This window comes from Nocardia sp. NPDC050793 (assembly GCF_040654065.1).
In the GTDB taxonomy this organism is placed as follows: Bacteria; Actinomycetota; Actinomycetes; order Mycobacteriales; family Mycobacteriaceae; genus Nocardia.
The window spans coordinates 213,570-236,843 of record NZ_JBFAHG010000006.1 but is presented as its reverse complement, the minus strand read 5'-3'; the positions used below and the strand labels follow the sequence as shown (position 1 = coordinate 236,843).

6 protein-coding genes are annotated in these 23,274 nt (G+C 70.8%); 3 read left to right on the top strand and 3 right to left on the bottom strand.

The window, feature by feature from the left end; translation table 11 throughout:
- Positions 1-203: 203 nt before the first annotated feature.
- Positions 204-1,670, top strand: coding sequence for an aldehyde dehydrogenase family protein (locus AB0H50_RS22445; RefSeq protein ID WP_357455808.1), 1,467 nt, complete (start codon positions 204-206; stop codon positions 1,668-1,670).
- On the opposite strand, the gene AB0H50_RS22440 is transcribed toward AB0H50_RS22445, so the two are convergent.
- On the bottom strand, positions 1,647-2,906 hold the full coding sequence (locus AB0H50_RS22440; protein WP_357455805.1) for a TetR family transcriptional regulator: 1,260 nt from the start codon (positions 2,904-2,906) through the stop codon (positions 1,647-1,649). The genes AB0H50_RS22445 and AB0H50_RS22440 overlap by 24 nt on opposite strands.
- 130 nt (positions 2,907-3,036) lie before the next feature.
- On the opposite strand from AB0H50_RS22440, the gene AB0H50_RS22435 reads away from it, so the two are divergent.
- Both AB0H50_RS22435 and AB0H50_RS22430 read left to right on the top strand, forming a co-directional pair.
- Complete coding sequence (locus tag AB0H50_RS22435) at positions 3,037-3,849, top strand: enoyl-CoA hydratase-related protein (protein ID WP_357455802.1); 813 nt, start codon at positions 3,037-3,039, stop codon at positions 3,847-3,849.
- 247 nt (positions 3,850-4,096) lie between these two features.
- Positions 4,097-5,122 carry an SDR family oxidoreductase gene (locus AB0H50_RS22430; protein ID WP_357455799.1) on the top strand — a complete coding sequence of 342 codons (1,026 nt, stop codon included), beginning with the start codon at positions 4,097-4,099 and terminating at the stop codon, positions 5,120-5,122.
- 80 nt (positions 5,123-5,202) lie between these two features.
- Here AB0H50_RS22430 and AB0H50_RS22425 read toward each other — a convergent pair whose 3' ends face one another.
- Together AB0H50_RS22425 and AB0H50_RS22420 are read right to left on the bottom strand one after the other, a co-directional pair.
- Positions 5,203-6,225: an alpha/beta hydrolase family protein gene (locus tag AB0H50_RS22425; RefSeq protein ID WP_357455796.1), complete on the bottom strand. Its 1,023-nt coding sequence runs from the start codon at positions 6,223-6,225 to the stop codon at positions 5,203-5,205.
- A gap of 184 nt (positions 6,226-6,409) precedes the next feature.
- Positions 6,410-23,134, bottom strand: a complete 16,725-nt coding sequence (locus tag AB0H50_RS22420) for an amino acid adenylation domain-containing protein (protein WP_357455792.1) — start codon at positions 23,132-23,134, stop codon at positions 6,410-6,412.
- Between the last annotated feature and the right edge of the window lie 140 nt (positions 23,135-23,274).

Here is a 23,274-nt window from a genome sequence, read left to right as displayed (position 1 = left end):
CCGGGGACGCCGACCATAGTCTGCTAGACGGGGGCATACACGCACTCACTCGTCTGTGGCGGGACCGCGCTGGGAGCCGGTCCGTCAGGGGTCGGCTCGATTCGGGTGGGGGCACGGCGGGTCGAGACTGCGAAGAGGTAACCATGGCCGAGTCCGCGCAGCCACGCTTGGCGGCGCATCCGGGAGGATCGGGCCGATCGAACGTGCTGATATCCCATGATCCGCGCACCGGAGAGGTGGTCGGAAATTACGCCGTGATGGGGGCGGGCGAGCTGAATCGCACTGTCCGTGCCGCGCGCGCCGCCGAAAGATGGTGGACCAATTTGGGTTTCGGCGCTCGCAAGCGCTGGCTGCTCGACTGGAAGCGCAGCATCGCAAGGCGGGCAAGCGAATTGGTAGAGCTGGTCTCCGAGGAGACCGGAAAACCAGAGGCGGACGCGGCGATCGAAGTGATGCTCGCGGTCGAGAATCTGGATTGGGCCGCGCGCAACGCCTCTCGCGTGCTGCGGCGGCGCAGGCTCGGTTCGAGCTGGCTGAGCCGCAACCAACAGGCCTCGGTGGGTTATCTGCCGCTCGGCGTCGTCGGCGTGCTCGGGCCGTGGAACAACCCGGTCTTCACGCCGATGAGTTCGATCGCCTACGCCATGGCGGCGGGCAACGCGGTGGTGTTCAAGCCGCACGAGCTGACCACCGGCGTCGGGGTGTGGCTGGCCGAGAGCTGGGCCGAGCTGGCCCCGAGTCAGCCGGTGCTCCAGGTGGTGACCGGGGACGGCGTCACGGCGGCCACGCTGTGCCGGGCCAAGCTGGACAAGATCGCCTACTCGGGCTCGGAAGCCGGTGCGCGAGAGGTGATCTCGCTGTGCGCCCAGACCATGACACCCGTGGTGGTCGAGCGCGGCGGCAAGGGCGCGATGGTGGTACACGTCGACGCGAAACTCGAAGAGGCGGCCGAGGCCGCGGTGTTCGGCGCGATGGCCAACGCGGGCCAGAACCCCTCCGGTGTGCAACGCGCCTACGTCGCGGATTCGGTGTACGACAACTTCCTCGACCTGGTGGCCGCGGACGCCAGGCGGCTGCGCCCCGGCGCGGACAAGCGCGCCTCCTACGGGCCGATGATCCTGGAAGCCCAGGTCGACGTGGTGCGCAAGCAGGTGCGCGACGCGCTCGCCAGGGGCGGGCGCGCGGTGGTCGGCGGACTGGATTCGATCCGCGAGCCCTACGTCGAGCCGATCGTGCTCGCCGAGGTGCCCGAGGAGAGCATCGCGATCACCGGAGAGGCGATCGGGCCGGTGCTGATCGTCAACCGGGTGGCGAACATCGAGGAGGCGGCCAAGCGCATCAACGCCACCGGCAACGGCGTCGCGGTGTCGGTGTTCACCAGGGACGTGCACAGCGTGGAGTCCTTCGCCGAAACGCTGCGCGCAGGCGTGGTGACGATCAACTCGACCACCGCCCACCACAGCATCCCCGCGCTGCCCGTCGGCGGCGTCGGCGAATACGGCCAGGGCCACAGCCACGGCGCGCACGGGCTGCGCGAGTTCAGCAGGACGCTCGCCGTCGCGCGCAAGCGCTACCGAGCCCCGATGAACCTGGCCACCTTCGACCGGCACCACCGTCATCTCCGCACGGCCAAGGCGATGTTCCGGCTACGCCACGGACGCCCGGGCTGAGCCGAGCAGCACCGCTTCCATCAGCGCCGTCACGCGGGCCAGCTGAGCAGGCCTGGCGTCGAAGCGGATGAGCCTGCCGATGTCGATGACCTGGCCGATGGCGGCGTGCACGCGGAAGCGGGCCTCGACCGGGTCACCGTCGAGCAGGTTGGCCCATTCCAGGACGTTCTGGCGCTGGATGGCGCGCAGCTTGTGCTGCTCGGCCTGCGGCAGGTTGCTGAACTCGGCGTAGTAGACCGGCATGATCTCCGGGGTGGCGAAGGTCAGCTTGGCGTAGCGCGCGGCGATGAGGCGCGCCGCGTCCGGCCGGTTCGTCGCCTCGGCGAGCGCGTCGGTCATGGCGACCGAGACCCGGTCGCCGGTGCGATGGAAAGCCGCGGCGAGGAGATCGGACTTACTGCTGAAGTACCGGTAGACACTGGAGGCGTTGATGCCGACCGCGGCGCCGATCTCCTCGATGCTGGCCTCGTGATAGCCCTGGCGGCCGAAGATGCGGATGGCCTCGGCGAGCAGCTGTTCGCGCTTGGAGGTGACCGGAAGGCCGCGCGCCGCCGGACCCTGCTCCGGTTGTGTGGGAGCGGGCGGCAGTTCGGCGCGCAGTACCGACCAGCACATCTCGCGCAACAGCGGAAGCAGCCGGGCGCCGCTCAGCGCCGTGCGGTGCGCGGAGATGCTGGCCACCACGCTGAGCACCGAGGCGGCGAGCACCCGCAGGTCGTCCTCGGAGGCGTCGGGGCGCAACTCTGCGATGGGCGCGGCGATGGTGGCGTTGAGATCGTCGTAGATCTTGCGGATCCGGATGCGATCTTCGCGTTCGAGGTAACGGCGCTCCCACCGGTAGAGCCCCGCCTCGCGGCGGATGTCGATGGTGTGTTCGGCGAGCGCCTTGATCAGGCGCTCGAGCCGCGGTTCGGGGTCGAGCTCGGGATCGTCGGCGTTGCGCGCGACGGTGAGCAGGTGGCGCGCGCCCTCCTCGGCGGCGGCGACGAGCAGCGCGTACTTGTTCGCGAAATGCCGGTACAGCGCGGGCCCGGAAATGCCCACGTCGGCGGCGATTTCGTCGACGCCGACCGGGTAGTACCCGCGCTCGCTGAAGGCGCGCGCGGCGGCACGGATGATCTGGGCCTTGCGGTCCTTGGGGCGGCGGCGCACCCCGGCGTTCTCCTGGCCCGTCCTACCCCGGCTCGGTTCGGGCCGCGCGGGCGCGAGGTCTACCTCGCCGTGTTCCGCGACCATGCACTCTCCGTTCTGGGACGGCGCCGCCTGGTTGACAGCGCCGGACAGTCCACATAAGTTAACCACAATTCGCAAAGTTAACCACCATTCATGGTCCGGCGTCCGCCGAATCGCAGACCAGGAGCGAAAAATGAGCAATACCGATTCCGCACCCGCCGCGGCGGCCACCGCCGGCTTCACCGCGGTGCAAGACGGCAAGGTACTGCGTATCACCCTCACCAAGCCCAAGCGCAAGAACGCCATCGATTACGACACGATGGTCGCGCTGGGCGACACCTTCCTGGCGGCGGCCGAGAACCGATCGGTGCGCGCGATCGTGCTGACCGGCGAGGGAGGCGACTTCTGCACCGGCGCCGATCTGGCCGCGTCCCCCGCCGAGGCGCAGCGCGGCATCACCGCCGACCTCGTGATGGACGCGGCCAACCGGCTGGTGAAAGCCATCGTCGGCGCGCCGGTTCCGGTCGTGGCCCGGATCAAGGGCGCGGCCGCGGGCGTCGGCGTCGGCATCGCGCTGGCCGCCGACCTGGTGTACGCGAGCGAGGACTCCTACCTACTGCTGGCGTTCATCAACATCGGCCTGATGCCCGACGGCGGCGCGGCCGCGCTGGTAGCCGCCGCGGCCGGACGCCCGCTGGCCGCGGAGATGGCGCTGCTCGGCGAGCGGCTGCCCGCCCCCGCCGCGAAGAGCGCCGGACTGTTCACCGCCGTGCTGCCCGACGACGAGCTCGACGCGGCGGTGGAGGCCGCGGTCGCCAAGATCGCCGCCGGCCCGCGCCGCGCGCTCGAGCTCACCAAGAAGGCGCTCAACCAGGCCACCCTGACCGCGCTCGACGCGGCGCTCGCGGCCGAGAAGTCCGGCCAGACCGAGCTGCTCGGTTCCGCCGATTTCCGCGAGGGCGCCACCGCGATGCTGACCAAGCGCAAGCCGGTCTTCGCGGACTGAGTCCTCCCGGCGGCGCGGCGATCCCGTGCCGCCGGAGAAATCCCGGGCACAGCGAAGTGCGCGGGATCGGTCGTTCGCGGGTCGCCAACCGGTAGCTCGGGCCCGCGAACACCACCCACGCTGCCGGACGAAGTCCGTCCGAAGCCCCGCGCACGGCCGGAGCGAAGGCGGAGGTACGCCCACCCCGTCCGCCGCAGTGTGATCCCGGGCACAAACCGTGCGGCTCGGGCGACTATGTTGGTCGGCTATGGCTTACCTGGTTACCGGAGCAACTGGGTTCATCGGTCGTTTCCTGATCCCACAGCTGCTCGAGCGTGATGCGGACATCCACGTGCTGGTCCGGCCCGGTCAGCAATCGGCCGACCGGTTCGCCTGCTGCGCCAGGGAATGGGACTCGGGCGAACGGGTGCGCCCGGTCCGCGGCGATCTCGGCGCGCCGAATCTCGGCATCGACAGCAACTGGCTGGCACAGCATCGCGGTGCCATCGACCACGTCTTCCACCTGGCCGCGAGCTACGACCTGACCGAGCGCGGCGCGGGCACCCGCAACGTCATCGATGCCGCCGAGGCCCTGGAAGCCGGTCTGCTGCACCACATGTCGACCGTCGAGGTGGCGGGCTCCTACGAGGGCGTGTTCACCGAGGACATGTTCGACCACGGACAGACGCTGACAACTCCCTTGCAACAGGCCAAGTTCGAGGCCGAACGCATCGTCCGCGACTCGAAACTCGACTGGCGGATCTATCGCCCTTCCATCGTCATCGGCCATTCCCGGACCGGCGAGATCGACCGCATCGACGGTCCCTACTACTTCTTCCGGCTGCTGCGGATGGCCGCGCAGCTGCCGCGCATCCTTCCGGTGCTGGTGCCCAAACTCGGCGAAACCAACATGGTCCCGGTGGATTTCGTGGCGCGGGCGCTCGACCACATCGCCCACCGGGCAGGCCCAGCGTCGAGCACCTACCACCTCGTCGATCCGCGCCGGATGAGCGCGGTCGAGGCGCTGAATCTGTTCGCCGACGAGGCGGGCTCGCCGCACCTGGTGGAGGTGATGCCCAAGCGCGCCATGAACATGGTGCTGCGGGTGCCAGGCGCCAATTGGATGCTGCCGCGCGTCGGCGTCCCATTGGATGTGCTCGAGCACAGCGAGTTCACCTGCTGGTTCGACGCGGCCCGCGCGGGCGCCGCGCTCGATGGCACCGACATCAAGGTGCCGCCGCTGGCCGGGTACGCCCCGCTGATCTGGAAGTACTGGATCGAGAACTGGGTGTGAGCTCGACTCATCCCGCACAAACGACCGCCCCGGTCACACCGAGTGTGTGACCGGGGCGGTCGAGGGAGAATCGGGCGGGCTCAGAGACCGAGGCCCTTGGCCAGGACCGGCCACGACCGCGGGAACTCGTCGTTCCAGTAGCCCCACGAGTGGGTGCCGTCCGGACGGAAGTTGAAGGTCGCCGGGATGCCCAGCTCGTTCAGGCGGGTCTGCAGGTTGTGCGTGCAGTAGTTGGTGCCCGCCTCGATGACGCCGCCGATCAGGATCTGGTTGGCAAGACCGTAGGCGCCGGGCAGCGCGTACTCGCCGTTCAGCGTGTCGTGCTGGCCGGGAAGACCGGTGCCGGTGGAAATGTAGAGCTCGAGACCGCGCAGGCCTTCGGCGTTCACGTACGGATCGTTCTTGACCCACGCCTCCGAGCCCATCGGGCCCCACATGTTCTCGGTGTCGCCGCCGCCCCAGGTCTCGACGGTGAGCTTCACGAACTCGGAGCCGACCGGGTCACTGGTCTGCGCGCAACCGCTGTAGGCCGCGGCCGCCTTGTACAGGCCGGGCTTGGCGATCGGAAGCGCGAGCACGGTGGTGCCCGAGGTGGACAGGCCCGCGATGGCGTTCACGCCGTTGGTGCCGAGCGCGCCGTCGACCAGCGGCGGCAGCTCCTCGGTGAAGAACGTCGTCCACTTGTTGCGGCCAAGCGTCGGGTCGTCCTCGATCCAGTCGGTGTAGTAGCTCCACTTGCCGCCGATCGGCTGGATCACGTTGACGTTCTTGTCCTTCAAGAACTCCAGCGCTTCCGAGCGGGCCACCCACGAGGCGTCGTCCTCGCCGCCGCCCGCGCCGTTGAGCAGGTACAGGGTCGGCCGCGGCACCGACGCGTCGGCCGGACGCTGCACGTCGATGAGGATGTTCTCGTCCATCGCGGCCGAGTACACGTGCAGCCGGATGTTGCGGGAATCCTTGACCTCAGCCTTGACGATCTTCGAACCGTCGGAGGAGGTCGGGTTGGCCAGCAGCGCCTTCGAGTCGATGATCGGGTCAGCCGTAGCCGAGGATGCGCCGAGTCCGGACACGAGTCCCGCGAACACCGCAGCGGTCGCGATCATCGCCGCGGCACGCGTGCCACGGCGCCGGTTGTGTCGACGTATCAATTTCGCACCTTCACTTCGTATCGGGATCACGGATGGGCTTCCCCTGGCCGCCGGATGTTCGCGCGGTTGGCGCCACGCCCGACCATACGGCCTGTGTAGTCGTCAGACCAGGGATCTTTGTTACCTTGCCGTTGCCTCATCATGCCCGACCAGCCGAATTGCGATCCTCACCGGCCCCTGGGAGCCGTGACGAAAGTCTCGGGCCGATCTCGGCGAGCGCCTCCGGGGAGGTCATCTGGTCGTGCGTTGCCTGAATCGGGTGATCGGCGACGACGCCGTCGACGAACGGTTGCCACTTGTTCGCCGAGGTCGCCGGGTCGATGCCGTGCACCAGGTTCTCGCCGAGGATCCGCGCACTGAAGTACTCCAGCCTGCCCCGGAACACGCCGGGCCGGTGCTGGGCGATCAATTCCGCCGAGCGCACCGCGCTGCGGTAGATGCGGCGCAGCCGTTCCTGCGTCAGCACGGCCAGCTCCGGCGGGATGGTCGCGTGCAGCGCGGCGAGCGAAGCGTCGCTGAGATCGTGCACGTCGCCGTCGCCGAGCAGGTCGTCGGCGCCGATGCCGATCTCGGCGAGCGCACCGCGCAGCGCCGTGCGGAAATCCGCGACGCCGATGTCGTGGTGGCTGTCCAGCATGGCGAGCAGCGCCACCCGCTCCCCCGCCGCCTGCAGCCGGACCGCGACCGCGTGCGCCAAGATGCCGCCGAGCGACCAGCCGAGCAGGTGGTACGGGCCCTGCGGCTGGACCGAGCGGATCTCGGCCAGGCAGCGCGCCGCCATCGCGTCCAGCGACTCGGGCAGGTAGTCGTCCTCGGAGAGCGCGGGCGACTGGAGTCCGATGATCGGACGCGACCGGTCCACGTGCGGCACCAGACCCGCGTAGCTCCACGACAATCCGGCCATCGGATAGAAGCAGAACAGCGGCTCGGCCGCGCCCGTGCCGCGGATCGGCAGCAGCGGGCCGAGCGCGGCGGCCGAATCGGCCGCGTAGTCGACGCCGTTCTCCTGCGCGGTGCTGATCTTGGCGGCCAGCGCGGCGACGGTGGAGTCGGTGAAGAACCACTGCACCCGCACCTCGGCGCCGGTGAGCGCGCGCAGCCTGCCGACAACGCGGGTCGCGACGAGCGAGTTGCCGCCGAGATCGAAGAAGTCGTCGTCGGCGCCGACGGTGTCCACGCCCAATACCTCGGTGAAGACCGCGGCGACGGCCTGCTCCATCGGTGCCACCGGTGCGCGGTAGTCGCGGGCCGCGAGCTCGGGCTCCGGCAGCGCCCTGCGGTCCAGCTTGCCGCTCGCGTTGAGCGGCATCGCCGTGAGCGGCACGATCGCCGACGGGACCATGTACGCGGGCAGCGCGGCGCGCGCGTGCGCGAGCAGGTCGTCGACGTCCACCGCGGAGCCGGGCACCGGAACGACGTAGGCCACCAGCCGGTCGCCCGCGGACTGCCGCACCAGCGAGACCGCGACGTGGCGCACCTCGTCGTGATCGGCTAGCACGGCCTCGATCTCGCCGAGCTCGACGCGCTGGCCGCGCAGCTTGACCTGGAAGTCGGTGCGGCCCAGGTATTCCAGCGCCGGACCGTCGCCCTCGGCACGCCAGCGCACCACGTCACCGGTGCGGTACAGCCGTCGGCCGTCCTCATACGCGACGAAGCGCTCCGCGGTGAGCGCGGGGGCGCCGTGGTAGCCGCGGGCCAATTGCACGCCCGCGACGTACAGTTCGCCCGCCGCGCCGAGCGGCACCGGGCGCAGCTGGCGGTCGAGCACGAGCGCCTTGGTGTTGGCCACCGGCGTGCCGATCGGCACCGCGGTACCGCGGTCGGCCCGGCCGGGGTGCGCGGTGACGACCGTCGCCTCGGCGGGGCCATACCAGTTCACCAGCTCGGCCGAGGGCAGCGCGGCGGCGAAGGCCTCGGCCGTTTCCGCCGAGAGCGCCTCACCGGCCGCGAACACGCGCCGCAGCGCAGGGTACTCGGTGTGCTCGTCCGTGCCGTCCAGGAAGGCGTCCAGCATGGACGGCACGAAATGCACCGTGCTGATGCCGTATTCGGCGATGACGCGCGCCAGGTAGGCCGGGTCGCGATGACCGTCGGGCTCGGCGATCAGCACGGCGGCGCCGGTCTGCAAGGGCCAGAACAACTCCCACGTCGAGATGTCGAAGGTGATCGGCGTCTTGTGCAGCACCACGTCGGAGCCGTCGTGCGGGTACGTCCGCTGGGCCCAGCGGAACTGGTTGGCCATCTGCCGGTGCGTGATCGCCACGCCCTTCGGGCGGCCGGTCGAACCGGAGGTGTAGATGACGTAGGCGACGTTGTCGGCCCGCACGTCCGCCGGCAAAGCGACGCCCTCGGACGCGGAGAACTCCAGCGTGTCCACCGCGATCACCGGAACGCCGGTTGCCGTGCCGAATCCGGTACGCGCCGTGGTCAATACGCACACCGGTGCGGCGCCGGCCAGCACGTACTCGCTGCGCTCGACCGGATGATCCGGATCGACCGGCACGTACGCGCCGCCCGCGCGCAGCACGGCGTAGATCGCGACCACCAGGTCCACGCTGCGCCGCATCGCCACGGCCACCAGCGATTCCGGTCCGACGCCGCGCGCGGCCAGCTCCCGCGCGAGCCGCCGCGACCTGGCGTCGAGCTCGGCGTAGCTGAGCCGGGCGCTGCCGAAGATCAGCGCCGTCGCGTACGGGGTGCGCGCGACCTGGGTATCGAACAGCGAGAGCAGCGTCGAATCGTCCAGCAGCTCGGGCACTTCGGTGGCGTTGCGGGTGGCGAGCGCGGTGCGCTCCCGAGCCAGCAGCGCGTCGAGCTCTCCGATCCTGGCGCGCGGCTCGGCGACGAACGCGCCGATCAGCATGGCGAGCCGGTCGGCGAGCGTGCGCGCCGCGGCCTCGTCGAACAGATCGCGCAGGTACTTGATCTCGACGTGCAGCTGCTCGCCGAGCGCCACGATGACCGACACCGGGTAGTGCGTGCCGTCGGCGACATGCACGCCGCTGACGCTCATGCCGTCGATCGCGCTGGCGCGTCGCAGTCCCTCCCGGTCCACGGGGTAGGACTCGAACACCACCAGCGAGTCGAACAGCCCGTCCACGCCGATGGCGTCCTGGATCTCGCTCAGGCCGAGGTAGTGGTAGTCCAGCAGCGCGGCCTGCTCGCCCTGCAACGTGCGCAGCAGCTCGGCCACCGTCTGCGCCGCGCCGAGGCGCACCCGCACCGGAATGGCGTTGAGGAACAGGCCGACCATGGTCTCCACGCCGTCCAGCTCGGCGGGCCTGCCGGAGACGGTCGCGCCGAAGACCACGTCGTCGCGGTCGGTGAGGCGTCCGATGAGCAGCGCCCACGCGGCCTGCACCACGGTGTTCACCGTGACGCCTGCGCGCGCCGCGGCGCCGGTCAGCGCCGCGGTCTGATCCGGCGAGAAGACGAAGTCGACCTCGCCGATGCCCGCGGAGATCTCGCGGTTGGCCGCGACCGCGAGCGGCGTCGGCTCGGTGATACCCGCGAGCGCCGAGCGCCACGCCTGCCTGGCCGCGTCCTGATCCTGCGCGACCAGCCACTCGAGGTAGTCGCGGTACGGCCTGACCTTCGGCAGATGACGGGAGCGGACGCCGAGCGCGTAGATGGTCAGCAGCTCACGCATCAGCAGCGGCACCGACCAGCCGTCCAGCAGGATGTGGTGGCTGGTCACGATCAGGTGGAACCGATCGGTGGCCGTGCGCAGCAGCGTGAAGCGCAGCAGCGGCGCGGTCCGCATGTCGAAGTGCTGCGCCATGTCGGCGGCCTTGATCCGCTCGGCCTCGCTCGCGGCGACGGCCGGATCGAGGTGGTCGAGCGCGATCTGACGCCACGGCACCGCGACCGAATCCGGCACCACCTGCACCGCGCGGCCGTCGCCGGTGTCGGCGAAAGCGACCCGCAAATTCGCGTGCCGGTCCACCAGCGCCTTGGCGGCGGAGTGCAACCGGTCCGCGCTCACCCTGCCGTCGAGATCCAGCACGAACTGCAGCATGTACGCGTCGATCGAGGCGTCGGCGAGCTGCGCGTGGAAGAGCATGCCCGACTGCAACGGCGTCATCGGCCAGACGTCGCCCAGTTCCGGGTACGCGCCGCCGAACCGGTCCAGATCGGATTGGGTGAGCCGCACCAGCGGGAAGTCCGACGGCGTGTAGCCGCCCGCGCCGGGACGAAGGGCGTGTTCGGCGAGCCCGCCGAGGGCCCGGACCCAGTGCTCGGCAAAGGTTTTCACGTCGTCGGCGCCGCACGCGGCCGCGGCGAAGTCGAACCTGGCGCGCAGCCCTTCGCGGGTTGTCTCCACCACGATGTCGAGCAGCAGGTCCTCGGCCGCCGCATCGGTGTGCATCTTCGCCGGACGAAGGTCGCGGTAGCGCAGCCGGATCAGGCCCGCTCCCGGCAGTTCCGCCGCGCCGTTCAGGTAGCGCAGCAGGCCGTAGCCGACGCCGCCGGAAGGCACCGCGCGGCGCAGCTCCTTGATCTGGCCCAGCGCGGCGCCCGCGGCCGGACCGCCGACCAGTGCGTCGGCGATGTCGACGCCGGAGAGCCGCAGCGGCAGCGGGTAGTCGGTGGTGAAACCGCCGACCAGGTCCGAATGCGCTCGGTCGCGTGCGTCCGCGGTGAGCCGGACCACCGAACCCGCGGCGCGCGCGAAGTTCTCCTTCTCGGCCGTGCGCAGTGCGATGGCCAGCGCGGTGAGCAGCACCTCCTCGACGGTGGCGTGGTAGGCCTGCGCCATCGTGGTCACCGCGGCAGCGCCTTCGGAGGTGATGGTGAGCGACACCCGCGACCGGATCGAAAGATCAGCTCCCGCAGGCTGTTCCGTGATCGCATCGGCCAATGTCCGCTGCCACCAGGCGAGTTCGGCCACGGTTGCCGGGTCCTCGGCCTTCGCGGCAAGGGATCGCAGCACCGTGCCGAGACCTGATTCGTTCGCGTCCGGTGCGGCGTGACGGTGTCGCGACCAGCCCGCGGTGAGCTGATCGATGACCGTGCGCCACGAGAGGTCGTCCACCACAAGGCCGTTGGCGACGACGACCAGCTGCGCGGCCGTGTCCGGACCCATCCGGACGAACCGGATGTTGCGCCCCTGCGTCGGGTCCAGCGCCGCGGCGGCGGCCTGCACCACGTCGTCGAGCGGGACGGCGGCGGCCGCGGTGTCCTCCAGCAGATAGAACGGCTGGTCGGTCGGCATCGGCGCGGCGGGCAGATCGAAGGCGGCGGGGACGCCGTCGGCCGCCGGGCGCAGCTGCACCCACAGCATCGGGTTCTGTTGCAGCACCGCGTCGATCGCGGCCCGCACCATCGGCACCGGGCGGTCGGCGGGCACGTCGAGCACGATCGCGCGCACCTCGACACCGTCGGGCCTGGCCGCGAGCAGTCGAGCGGCCTCCGGCGTGAGCGGCAGCTCGCCGGTCTGCTCCTCCGCGGCCGTCGACGCCGAGGTGGCGATCGCGGCCAGCGCCGCCACTGTGCGGGCCTCGAAGACGTGGCGCGGGGTGAACAGCACGCCCCTGGCGCGCGCCCGTGCCACCACCTGGATGGACACGATGCTGTCGCCGCCGAGGGCGAAGAAGTCGTCGTCCGCGCCGACGCGCTCGATGCCGAGCACCTCGCCGATGACCGAGGCGACGACCTCTTCCTCCGCCGTGCGCGGTGCGCGGTATTCGCGGGTCGGCAGCACCGGCTCGGGCAGCGCCGACCGGTCCACCTTGCCGACCGAGGTGAGCGGCAGTTCGTCGAGCACGACGACGGCCGCGGGCACCATGTACTCGGGCAGCTGCTGGCCGAGCTGCGCGACGAGCGCGTCGGGGTCGAGTCGCGTGCCCTTCACCGGCACCACGTAGGAGACGAGCGTCATCGCGCGTGCACTGGTTTCGCGTCCGACGGTGATCGCGAAGTCGACGCCTGGCTGCGCGGTCAGCGCGGAGTCGATCTCGCCGAGCTCGATGCGGAAGCCGCGGACCTTCACCTGGAAGTCGGTGCGGCCCCGGTACTCCAGCTCGCCGTCGACGTTCCAGACCACCAGGTCGCCGGTGCGGTACATGCGCGCACCCGGCTCGCCCGAGACCGCCGCGGCGATCGGGTCAGCGACGAAGCGGTCGGCGGTGAGACCGGGCCGCGCGAAGTAGCCGCGCGCCAATTGCGCACCGGCCAGGTACAACTCGCCGGGCACGCCGACCGGGACGGGACGCAGCATGGCGTCCAGCACGTAGACGCGGCTGTTCCACTCCGGCACGCCGATCGGGACGGAGCCCGCGTCGGCATCGGTGACCGGATGGTTGGTGATCGACACCGCCGCCTCGGTCGGGCCGTACAGGTTGAACAGCTCGGTGCCGCCGGCGCGGACCCGCTTGGCCAGCGCGGCGGGCAGCGCCTCACCGATCGCGAGCACCCGGCGCAGCGATTCGGGAAGCCGCCCTTCGGATTCGGTGAGCAGCGCGTCCAGCATCGACGGAACCACGTGCAACGTGGTCACACCGGTCGAACGCATCAACCCGTTCAGGTACGCCGGATCACGGTGACCGTCTGCGGTCGCCACCACCAGGCGGCCACCACTGACCGCGGCCGACCAGAACTCCCACACCGACAGGTCGAAGGTCGCCGCCGTCTTCAGCAGCACCACGTTCTCGCTGTCGAGATCGAATTCCGCTGTCTTCCACAGCAACTGGTTCACGATCGCCCCGTGCGGCACCGCCACACCCTTGGGCTGACCCGTCGAACCCGACGTGAAGATCACATACGCCGTATTCGCCGCGACCAGAACGCCATTGCGCTCGCGCGCCGCGATCGGCGCGGACGAGTAGGCGGTCAGGTCGAGCGTTTCGAGCGACACCGTCTCCGCGGCGGCGCTGGCGAAACCTTCGGCCGCGGTGGTCAGCACGCAGCGCGGCGCGGCGGTGTTCAGGATGTAGTCCACCCGCTCGGCAGGCTGGGCCGGGTCGATCGGCACATACGCCGCACCGGCCTTGGCGACCGCGTACATCGCGATCACCAGATCCGCCGACCGGCGAATCGCCAACGCCACCCGATCCTCCGGACGCACACCGCGACCGATCAGGTACCGCGCCAACCGGTTCACCCGAGCATCCAGCTCGGCGTAGGTCAGCTCGAGCAGGCCCGCGGCGGTGTCGGCGACGAGCGCGGGGGCCTGTGGCCAACCGGCCACGGTCGCGTCGAGCAGCGACACCAGGGTCGCCCTGGCGTCCACCGAGCGCGCGGTGTCGTTCCAGGACCGCAGGATTCGCTCGTTCTCCTCGGCGGAGAGCAGATCGATCTCGCCCACCGACACGGCGGCGTCGGCGATCACGGCGTCCAGCACCCGCTCGAACCGGCCCGCGAAGCCACGCACGGTGTCCTCGTCGAACAGGTCGGTGGCGTAGCTGAAGTCGGCCACCAGCTCGGCGGGTGCGCCGTCGGGGGCGTAGCGGTCGGTCACCGTCAGCTGCAGATCGGTCTTGGCCAGCCTGGCGTCGAAATCCACCGCGCCGACCGTCAATCCGGGCAGCTCGAAGGTGGTCTCGGCGAGGTTCTGGAACGACAGGCCGATCTGGAACAGCGGATTGCGCGCCGTCGACCGCGCCGGGTTCAGCACCTCGACCAGCCGCTCGAACGGCACGTCCGCGTTGGCGAACGCCTCCAGGTCGCGTTCGCGCACCTCGGTGAGCAGGTCGGCGAACCGCTCGCCGGGGCGCACCCTGGTGCGGAACACCACGGTGTTGACGAACATGCCGATCAGATCGTCGAGTTCGCGTTCGCCGCGGCCCGCGAGCGGGGTGCCGACGGCGATGTCGTCGGTGCCGGACAGCCGCGCGAGCAGCACCGCGAGCGCCGCGTGCACCACCATGAACAGCGAGGCGTGGTTGGCCCGCGCCAGCTCTTGCAGCGCGGCGTGCCGGTCCGCCGAGATCACGGTGCGCAACGCGGCGCCGCGGAAGGACTGCACCGGTGGACGCTGGCGGTCGGCGGGCAGCTCCAGCTGATCGGGCAGCCCGGCCAGCGCCGTCCGCCAATAGGAGATCTGCTGGGCGGCAATGGATTCCGGGTCGTCCTCGGAGCCGAGCACCGCGTCGTGCCACAGCGCGTAGTCGGCGTACTGCAGCGGCAGCGGCGCGAACACCGGGACCGCGCCGGCGGCCCTTGCCGCGTACGCCGTCATGACGTCGCGGGCCAGCGGGTTCATCGACGCGCCGTCCGCGGCCACGTGGTGCACCACGATCGCGAGCACATGCTCGGTGGGCGCCAGCCGGAACAGCGTCACGGCGAACGGGACCTCGGCCGTCACGTCGAACGTGGTCAGCGCGAAATCGACCACCGCGGAGTGCAACTCGCCCTCGGGGATGTCGACCGGGACCAGTTCGGCGGGCAGCTCGGACGCGGGATGGATCAGCTGGCGGGGCGCCTCGTCCGATCCCGGGTAGGTGGTGCGCAGCACTTCGTGCCGGGCGACCACGTCGGCGATCGCCTGGCCGAGCGCGTCGACGTCGAGCGCGCCGATGAGCCGCACCGCGAGCGGGATGTTGTCGACGGCCGACGCGGCGGTGTCGAACTGGTTGAGGAACCAGTAGCGCCGCTGCGCCGGCGAGAGCGGAATGATCTCCGGCCGCGGACCGGCGACCAGCGCGGGCCGCGCCGGTGCCGCCGTGTTCTGCGCCAACCGCGCGGCGAGGCCCGCCACGGTGGATGCGTTGAACAGTTCGCGCACCTCGAGACGACCGCCGAGCGCGCTGCCGAGGCGAGCCATCACCTGGGTGGCGATCAGCGAATTGCCGCCGAGCGCGAAGAAGTCGTCGTCCGCGCCGATCGGCTCCTCCGAGCCGAGCGCCTCACCGAACAGGTCGGCGATGAGCTCCTCGAGCGGACCGCTCGGTGCGCGGAACTCCGTGACCTGCAATTGCGGTGCGGGCAGCGCGCGCCGGTCCAGCTTGCCCGCCGGGGTCAGCGGGATCTCGTCGAGCACGGTGACGGCGGTCGGCACCATGTGGCGCGGCAGCGTCTCCTCGGCGAACGCGGTGAGCGTCGCGACATCCACCAGCGCGCCGGGCGCTGCGTGCACGTAGGAGGCGAGAATCGTAGTGCCGCTGTCGAGTTCGTGGCCGACGGTGACCGCGAAGTCCACGCTCTCGTGCGCGGCGAGCACCGCGTCGATCTCGCCGAGCTCGATGCGGAAGCCGCGCACCTTGACCTGGAAGTCGTTGCGGCCCAGGTACTCCAGATCGCCCTTCGGGGTCCAGCGCACCAGGTCGCCGGTGCGGTACATCCGCGAGCCGTCCGCGGTGAACGAGTCAGCGACGAAGCGGCTCGCCGTCAGGCCGGACTGGCCGCCGTAACCGCGTGCCAGCTGCGCGCCGGAGACGTACAGCTCACCGGCCACCCCGGTCGGTACAGGACGCATCCGCTCGTCGAGCACGTACGCGGCGACGCCGCGGATCGGCGCGCCGATGGTCACCGGCAGGTCCGGCGTCATCGAGGAGGTCACGTTGGTCATGACCGTCGCCTCGGTCGGACCGTAGGCGTTGAAGAACTGCCGCATGCCGTGGCCGACGGGAATCACCCAGCGCCGCACCAATTCCGGCGGGCACGCCTCGCCACCGGTGATGAGCACGCGCAGTTCGTCCAGACCGGCCGGGTTCATGGACGCGAGCGCGGCGGGCGTCACGAAGGCATGCGTCACCCGCTCGCGCCGCAACAGCTCCGCCAGACCCGCGCCGCCGTAGACCTCCGGCGCGGCGACGATCATGGTCGCCGCCCCGCCCACCGCGAGCAGCAGTTCGAGCACCGAGGCGTCGAAGGACGGGGACGCGAAGTGCAGCGTCCGCGAATCGGGGGTCACCCGATAGCGTTGCCGCTGTTCGTCGCAGAAGCCCGAGAGACCGGCGTGGGTGACGACGACGCCCTTCGGGGTGCCGGTCGATCCGGAGGTGTAGATCACGTAGGCCGGATGCGCGGGCCGCAGCGGCCGCACCCGGTCCGCGTCGGTGATCGGCGTGGCCGAGTACACCGCCAGCCCGCTGACGAATTCGATGTCGTCGAGCAGCAGCCATTCGACCAGCCCTGGCAGCGCGCGCTGCGCGTCGGAGACCGTCAGGCCGAGCACCGCGCCCGAGTCCTTGACCATGTGGCCGATGCGTTCGGCCGGGTAGTTGGTGTCCACCGGCACGAACGCGGCGCCGGTCTTGGCCACCGCCCACACCGCGAGCACCGATTCCACCGAACGTGGAATGCCGACGGCGACCACGTCGTCCGGGCCGATGCCGCGGTCGATGAGCAGCCGCGCCAGCAGCGTCGAGCGCAGATCCAGTTCGGCGTAGGAGAGCCGGGCGTACCGCTCGGCGGCGTCGGCCACCACGACCGCGATGCCGTTCGGGTTGGCCTGCACGGCGTTGCGCAGCAGCTGCGGCAGCGTGATCTCGCGCGACACCGGAATACGGTTGGGGCGCAGCCGGTCTCGCTCGACGGGCTCGAGCAGGTCGAGCGCGCCGACGCGCTGCTGCGGGTCGGCGGCGACCGCGCTGGCCACCATCGCCAGGCGACGCGCGAACGAGCGCACGGTCGCCTCGTCGAAGATGTCGGTGGCGTAGGTGAAGACGGCCGCGAGCTCGGCGGGCGAGCCGTCCTCGCGGTGGCGCGGTTCGACGTTCAGCAGCAGGTCGAACTTCGCCGCGATGGACTCCGAGTCCAGCACGCCGACGGTCAGACCGGGTAGCTCCAGCGTCGGGCGCTCCAGGTTCTGGAAGGCCAGAACCGCTTGGAACAGTGGATTGTTCGCGCTGGCGCGGCCGGGCGCGACGGTCTCGACCACACGCTCGAACGGGATGTCCGCGTTGGCGAATGCCGTCAGGTCGGTCTCCCGCGCCGCCTGGACCAGCTCGGCGAAGGTGGCGTCCGGATCGACCGTCGTGCGCAGCGTCAGCGTGTTGACGAACATGCCGACCAAGTCGTCGAGCGCGCGGTCGCCGCGGCCCGCGATCGGGGTGCCGATGGCGACATCGGAGTCGCCGGTGAGGCGCGCGAGCAGCACGGCGAGCACCGCGTGCAGCACCATGAACAGCGACGAGTTCTGTTCCCGCGCAAGGCGAGCGAGCTCACCGTGCACCTCGGCGGGCAGCCGGAAGCCGACCGAGGCTCCGCGCATCGACGGCACGGGCGGGTGCGGGCGGTCCTGCGGCAGCGCCGCGGCGCCGGTGAGGCCCGCGAGCTGTTCGGTCCAGTACGCCAGCTGGCGCGCGGCGACGGAATCCGCGTCGTCCACGACGCCGACGACCTCGCGCTGCCACAGCGCGTAGTCGGCGTACTGCACGGTCAGCGGCGCCCAGCCCGGCGCCTCGCCCTCGGTGCGGGCGATGTAGGCGGTCATCAGGTCGCGGGCCAGCGGCGCCAGCGAGGCGCCGTCGGCGGCGATGTGGTGGGCAACGAGGACGAGCAGGTGCTTGTCCGCGACGCCGCCGTTGAGCAGCGCGATCCGCACCGGAGGCTGTGCGGTGACGTCGAAGCCACCCGACATCAGTTCCACGACCCGGCCCATGATGTCGGTCGGCTGTTCCACCGCGAGCCCGCCGGGCAGCGCGTCCGCGACGGTCAGGATCTCCTGGTACGGCAGCTCGCCGACGGCCGCCGCCGGGTAGCGGGTGCGCAGCGCCTCGTGCCGCTCCAGCACGTCGAGCACGGCCTGCTGGAGCGCGGCCACGTCGAGCCTGCCCGCGAGCGTGATGGCGAACGGGATGTTGTAGGCGGCCGAATCCGGATCGATCTGGTTGAGCACCCAGATGCGCTGCTGGGCCAGCGAAAGCGGCACCAGCTCCGGACGGACGGCGGGCACCAGCGGCGGACGGGCGTCACCGGACTCGCCCGGCACGACGCGCGCGGCGAGCGCGGCCACGGTCGGGGCCTCGAAGATCTCGCGGACCTCGATGTTCGCGTCCAGCGCCGCGTTCAGCCTGGCCACCACCCTGGTGGCGAGCAGCGAGTTGCCGCCGAGGGCGAAGAAGTCGTCGTCGAGGCCGACCTCGTTCGCGCCGAGCAGCGCGGCGAACACCTCGGCGACGGCCTGCTCGATGGGCGTGCTCGGCGCACGGAACTCGGCGCCGCCGCCGAACACGGGCGCGGGCAGCATCTTGCGATCCAGCTTGCCGCTGGGGTTCAGCGGGAAGGCGTCCAGCACGACCAGCGCCGCCGGCACCATGTAGCCGGGCAGCACCGCCCCGAGCTCCTTGCGCACGGCTTCGGCATCGAGCGACGAAACCGGCTCGGGCACAACATAACCCACGAGCTGATCACCGGCGTGCGCGTCCGAGCGCAACACAACCACCGACTGCGCGACACCCGGCTGCGCCAGCAGCGCCGCCTCGATCTCGCCCAGCTCGATACGCAGACCACGCAACTTCACCTGGAAGTCGGTGCGGCCCAAGTACTCCAACTCACCAGCGGCAGGCCCACCCGTCGCCCGGCCACCGCTGCCCAACGAATCGCTCCGCGATGGGGGCAGCCATTTGACCAGGTCGCCGGTCCGGTACATCCGGGAACCGGCCGGGCCGTGGGGATTCGCCACGAAACGGTCGGAGGTCAGGTCACTGCGGCCCAGGTAACCCAAGGCCAGCTGGTCGCCCGCGAGATACAGTTCACCCGCGACACCAGGTGCGACCGGATGCAGCCGCGAATCCAGCACGTAGAGCTGGGTATTCCACACCGGGCGACCGATCGGCACCGACGCCTCGTCGGCGTCGACGACCTCGTGGTACGTGACGTCGACCGCGGCCTCGGTCGGCCCGTAGAGATTGTGCAATCGTGCACCGGTCAACTCGCGCAACCGGTGCGCCGTCGGCGCGGGCAACGCCTCACCCGAGGCGAACACCTGACGCAGCGCGGGCACCGCGGCGCCGTCGCCCAGCGTCGAGACGAACACCGACAGCATCGACGGCACGAAATGCGCTGTAGTGACGTTCTGTTCGGCCATCACCGTAGCCAGATACACCGGATCGCGATGGCCGTCCGGCTTCGCCACGACCAACCGCGCGCCGACCTGCAAGGGCCAGAAGAACTCCCACACCGACACGTCGAACGTCGCTGGCGTCTTCTGCAACACCACGTCGTCCGCGCCGAGCGGGTACTCGTGCTGCATCCACAGCAGGCGGTTCACGATCGCGCCGTGCGTGACGGCGACGCCCTTGGGGCGGCCGGTGGAGCCCGACGTGAAGATCACATAGGCGGTGTCGCCCGGCCGAATCGGCCGCACCCGTTCGAAATCCGAGACCGGCGCGGACTCGAAGCCGTTCAGGTCGAGCGTGTCCACCGCGAGCACGGGCGCGGCGGTCGTGGTGAAATCGTCGCGCTCGGTAGTGAGCACGAGGGCGGGCCTGGCCGTCTCCAGGACGTAGTCCACCCGCTCGGCGGGCTGGTCCGGGTCGAGCGGAACGTAGCCCGCGCCCGCCTCCAGCACCGCGTACATCGCGACGACCAACTCGGTCGAACGCCGGATCGCCAGCGCCACAAGCGAACCGGGGCCGACGCCGTCGGCGAGCAGCCGCCGGGCCATGCGGTGCACCCGCGCGCCGAACTCCGCGTAGGTCAGTCGTTCGTCCTCGAACACCAGCGCCGTCGCGTACGAAGTCGCGGCGCGCTGGCGCTCGAACAGCGAGACAAGCGTGGCGGCGGGCACCGGGCGTGCGGTGTCGTTCCATCCGGTGAGCACCGCGGCGCGCTCGTCGGCGGTGAGCAGATCGATGTCGCCGATCACGGCGGTGGGATCGCCCGCGATCGCGGCCAGGATCAGCCCGAAGCGGTCGGCGAACCCGCGGATCGTCGCGGCGTCGAAAAGGTCGGTGGCGTAGGTGATCTCGGCCGAGATGCCCGCGGGGGCACCGGTGAGGTCGAGCTGTTCCGCCAGCGACAGCTGGAGGTCGAACTTGGCCAGCGGCACCGCCATGTCCACGCCGGACACCGTCAGGCCGGGCAGCTCCAATTCGGTCCGCGCCAGGTTCTGGAAGGTCAGCATCACCTGGAACAGCGGGTGACGCGCCGCCGAGCGCACTGGGTCGAGCAGTTCGACAAGTCGCTCGAACGGCAGGTCGGCGTGGCCGAAGGCGGCCAGGTCGCCGTGGCGGACCGCGTCGAGCAGCTGGTCGACGGTTGCGGCCGGGTCGACGTCGTTGCGCAGCACCAGCGTATTGACGAACATGCCGATCAGATCGTCGAGCGCGGCGTCACCGCGGCCGGCGACCGGCGTGCCGATCGCGATGTCCCTGGTGCCGGAGAGGCGGGCCAGCAGCACCGCCAACGCGGTGTGCACCACCATGAACAGCGTCGAATGGTGGCGCTTGGCCACCTCGCCGAGCGCGGCGTGCACGTCGGCGTCGACCTCGAAGCGCAGCACGTCACCGCGGTACGAGGCGACCGAGGGACGCGGGCGGTCGGTGGGCAGCTCCAATTGTTCGGGCAGCCCGGCCAATTCCGCGCGCCAGAAGTCGATCTGCTGCGCGAGCACCGATTCGGGGTCGTCCTCGTCGCCGAGCACCTCGCGCTGCCACAGCGTGAAGTCGGCGTACTGCACCGCGAGCGGAGCCGGCTGCGGCGCGCGTCCCGCGGCGCGGTCCGCGTAGGCGGTCATCAGGTCGCGAGTCAGCGGGCCCATCGAGAAACCGTCACCGGCGATGTGGTGCACCACGCACACCAGCACGTGCTCGGTCTGGCTCAACGCCAGCAGGCGCAACCGGATCGGCGCGGCCGCGGTCACGTCGAAACCCTCGGTCACGGCGGCCGCGACCAGGTCGAACACCGCCGCCTCGGTGGCGGGTTCGGCGACCAGTTCCGGCAGCGCGCGCGGATCGTCGGCGGGCAGCACGAGCTGGTATCCGGCGCCGTCGAATTCGGGGTAGACCGTGCGCAGCACCTCGTGCCGCTGCACCAGGTCCCGCACCGCGGCGCCGAGCGCGGTCACATCGAGCGCGCCGGACAGCCGGACGGCGACGGGAATGTTGTTGACCCCGCTGGCCGGATCGAAGCGGTTCAGGAACCACATGCGCTGCTGGGCGAACGACAGCGGAATCCGCTCCGGACGCGGCTGCGGCTCCAGCGCGCGGCCGAGCGCCGACCCCGCGTGCTGCTCCAGCTGCGCGGCAAGACCGGCCACCGTGGAGGCGTCGAAGAGCAACTGCATCGGCACCCGCGCGCCGAGCGCGGTGCCGATCCGCGCGATGGCCTGCGCGGCGAGCAGCGAGTTGCCGCCCAGGTCGAAGAAGTCGTCGTCCGCGCCGACGCGGGCCTCCGGGTCGTCCGGCAGCAGCAGGGCCGCGAACACCTCGGCGACGATCTCCTCGGTCCTGGTCTCGGGCGCGCGGTACTCCTTGACCTCGAAAACGGGCTCGGGCAGCGCGTTGCGATCCAGCTTGCCCACCGGCGTCAGCGGGATCTCGTCCAGCACCATGATCACCGCGGGCACCATGTAGGCGGGCAGCGACTGGCCGACGAACGCCGAGAGCGCGTCGGTGTCGACGGTCGCGCCCGGCCGCGGCAGCACGTACGACACCAGCGCCGTCGCGCCCGAGGGCAGCGACCGGCCGAGCGTCGCGGCGAAATCGACGTCCTGGTGCGAGGTCAGCGCGTTGTCGATCTCGCCGAGCTCGATGCGCAGGCCGCGGATCTTCACCTGGAAGTCCGAGCGGCCCAGGTACTCGATGGTGCCGTCGGTCTCGCTGCGGCGCACCAGATCACCGGTGCGGTACAGCCGGGCGCCCAGCTGTCCGGTCTCCGCGCCGAACGGGCTGGCGACGAAGCGTTCCGAGGTGAGGCCTGCGCGGTTCAGATAGCCCTGGGCAAGCGCGGGGCCGGACAGGTACAGCTCGCCGACGACACCGGCGGGCACCGGACGCAACCGGGTGTCCAGCACGAACGCACCGACACCGGGGATGGCCGAGCCGATCGTGATCGGCTCGTCGGGGAGCATCGGCGCGGTGCTGGTGGCGAGGATGGTGGCCTCGGTCGGGCCGTAGCCGTTGTAGAACTCGCGCGTCCCGTCGGCCCAGCGCGCGACCAGTTCCGGGCCGAACTTCTCGCCCGCGACCACCACGACGCGCAGGTCGTCGAGACCGGTGGCGTCCACCGATTCCAGCGCGCCAGGCGTGATCAGCATGTGCGTGACGGCTTCGCGGCGCAGCAGATCCGCGAGCTCGTAGCCGCCGAACACCTTCGGCGGCGCGATCACCAGGGTCGCGCCCGCCGAGAAGGTCAGCAGCAGTTCCAGCACCGACACGTCGAAGTTCGGCGAGCAGACGTGTAGCACGCGCGAATCGCCGTCGATCCCGTAGTGGTCCCGCTCGGCGGCCACCAGACCGGCGAGGCCGGAGTGCGTGACGACGACGCCCTTCGGCTTGCCGGTCGATCCGGAGGTGTAGATGACGTAGGCCGGGTGCTGCTCGTTCAGGGCGCGCACGCGGTCGGCGTAGGTGATGGGCCACTCTTCCCGGTCCAGGATGCGCCCGGCCACGACAGGGTCGTCCAGCTCGATCCAGTAGACGCCGGTGCCGAGGGCCCGCCGGTGCGCCTTGGTGGTCAGGCCGAGCACGGCTCCGGAGTCGGAGACGATGTGCGCGATCCGGTCCGGCGGATAGCTCGGATCCACCGGCACGTAGGCCGCGCCGGTCTTGGCGATCGCCCACACCGAGAGCACCGACGCGACGGACCGCGCGATACCGATGGCCACCACGTCGCCGGGGCCGATGCCCCGATCGATCAGTTCCCTTGCCAGGCGCGAGGAGTCCTCGTCGAGCTGACGGTAGGTCAGCTCGATGGCGGTCTCGGGATCGTTGGCGGGGTCGAAACGCACCGCCACCTCATCAGCCGCGGACTCCACCGCGGCAGTGAGGAGCTGCCCGAAGAGGGGACTACCTGGCCTGCGGCGACGACTACCACGTGTAGAACGGCGGGCAGTTTCCATTCGAGCGTATTCACCTCTCGTCGAGCTATCACCGCACGACCGAACGCAGATCAGTC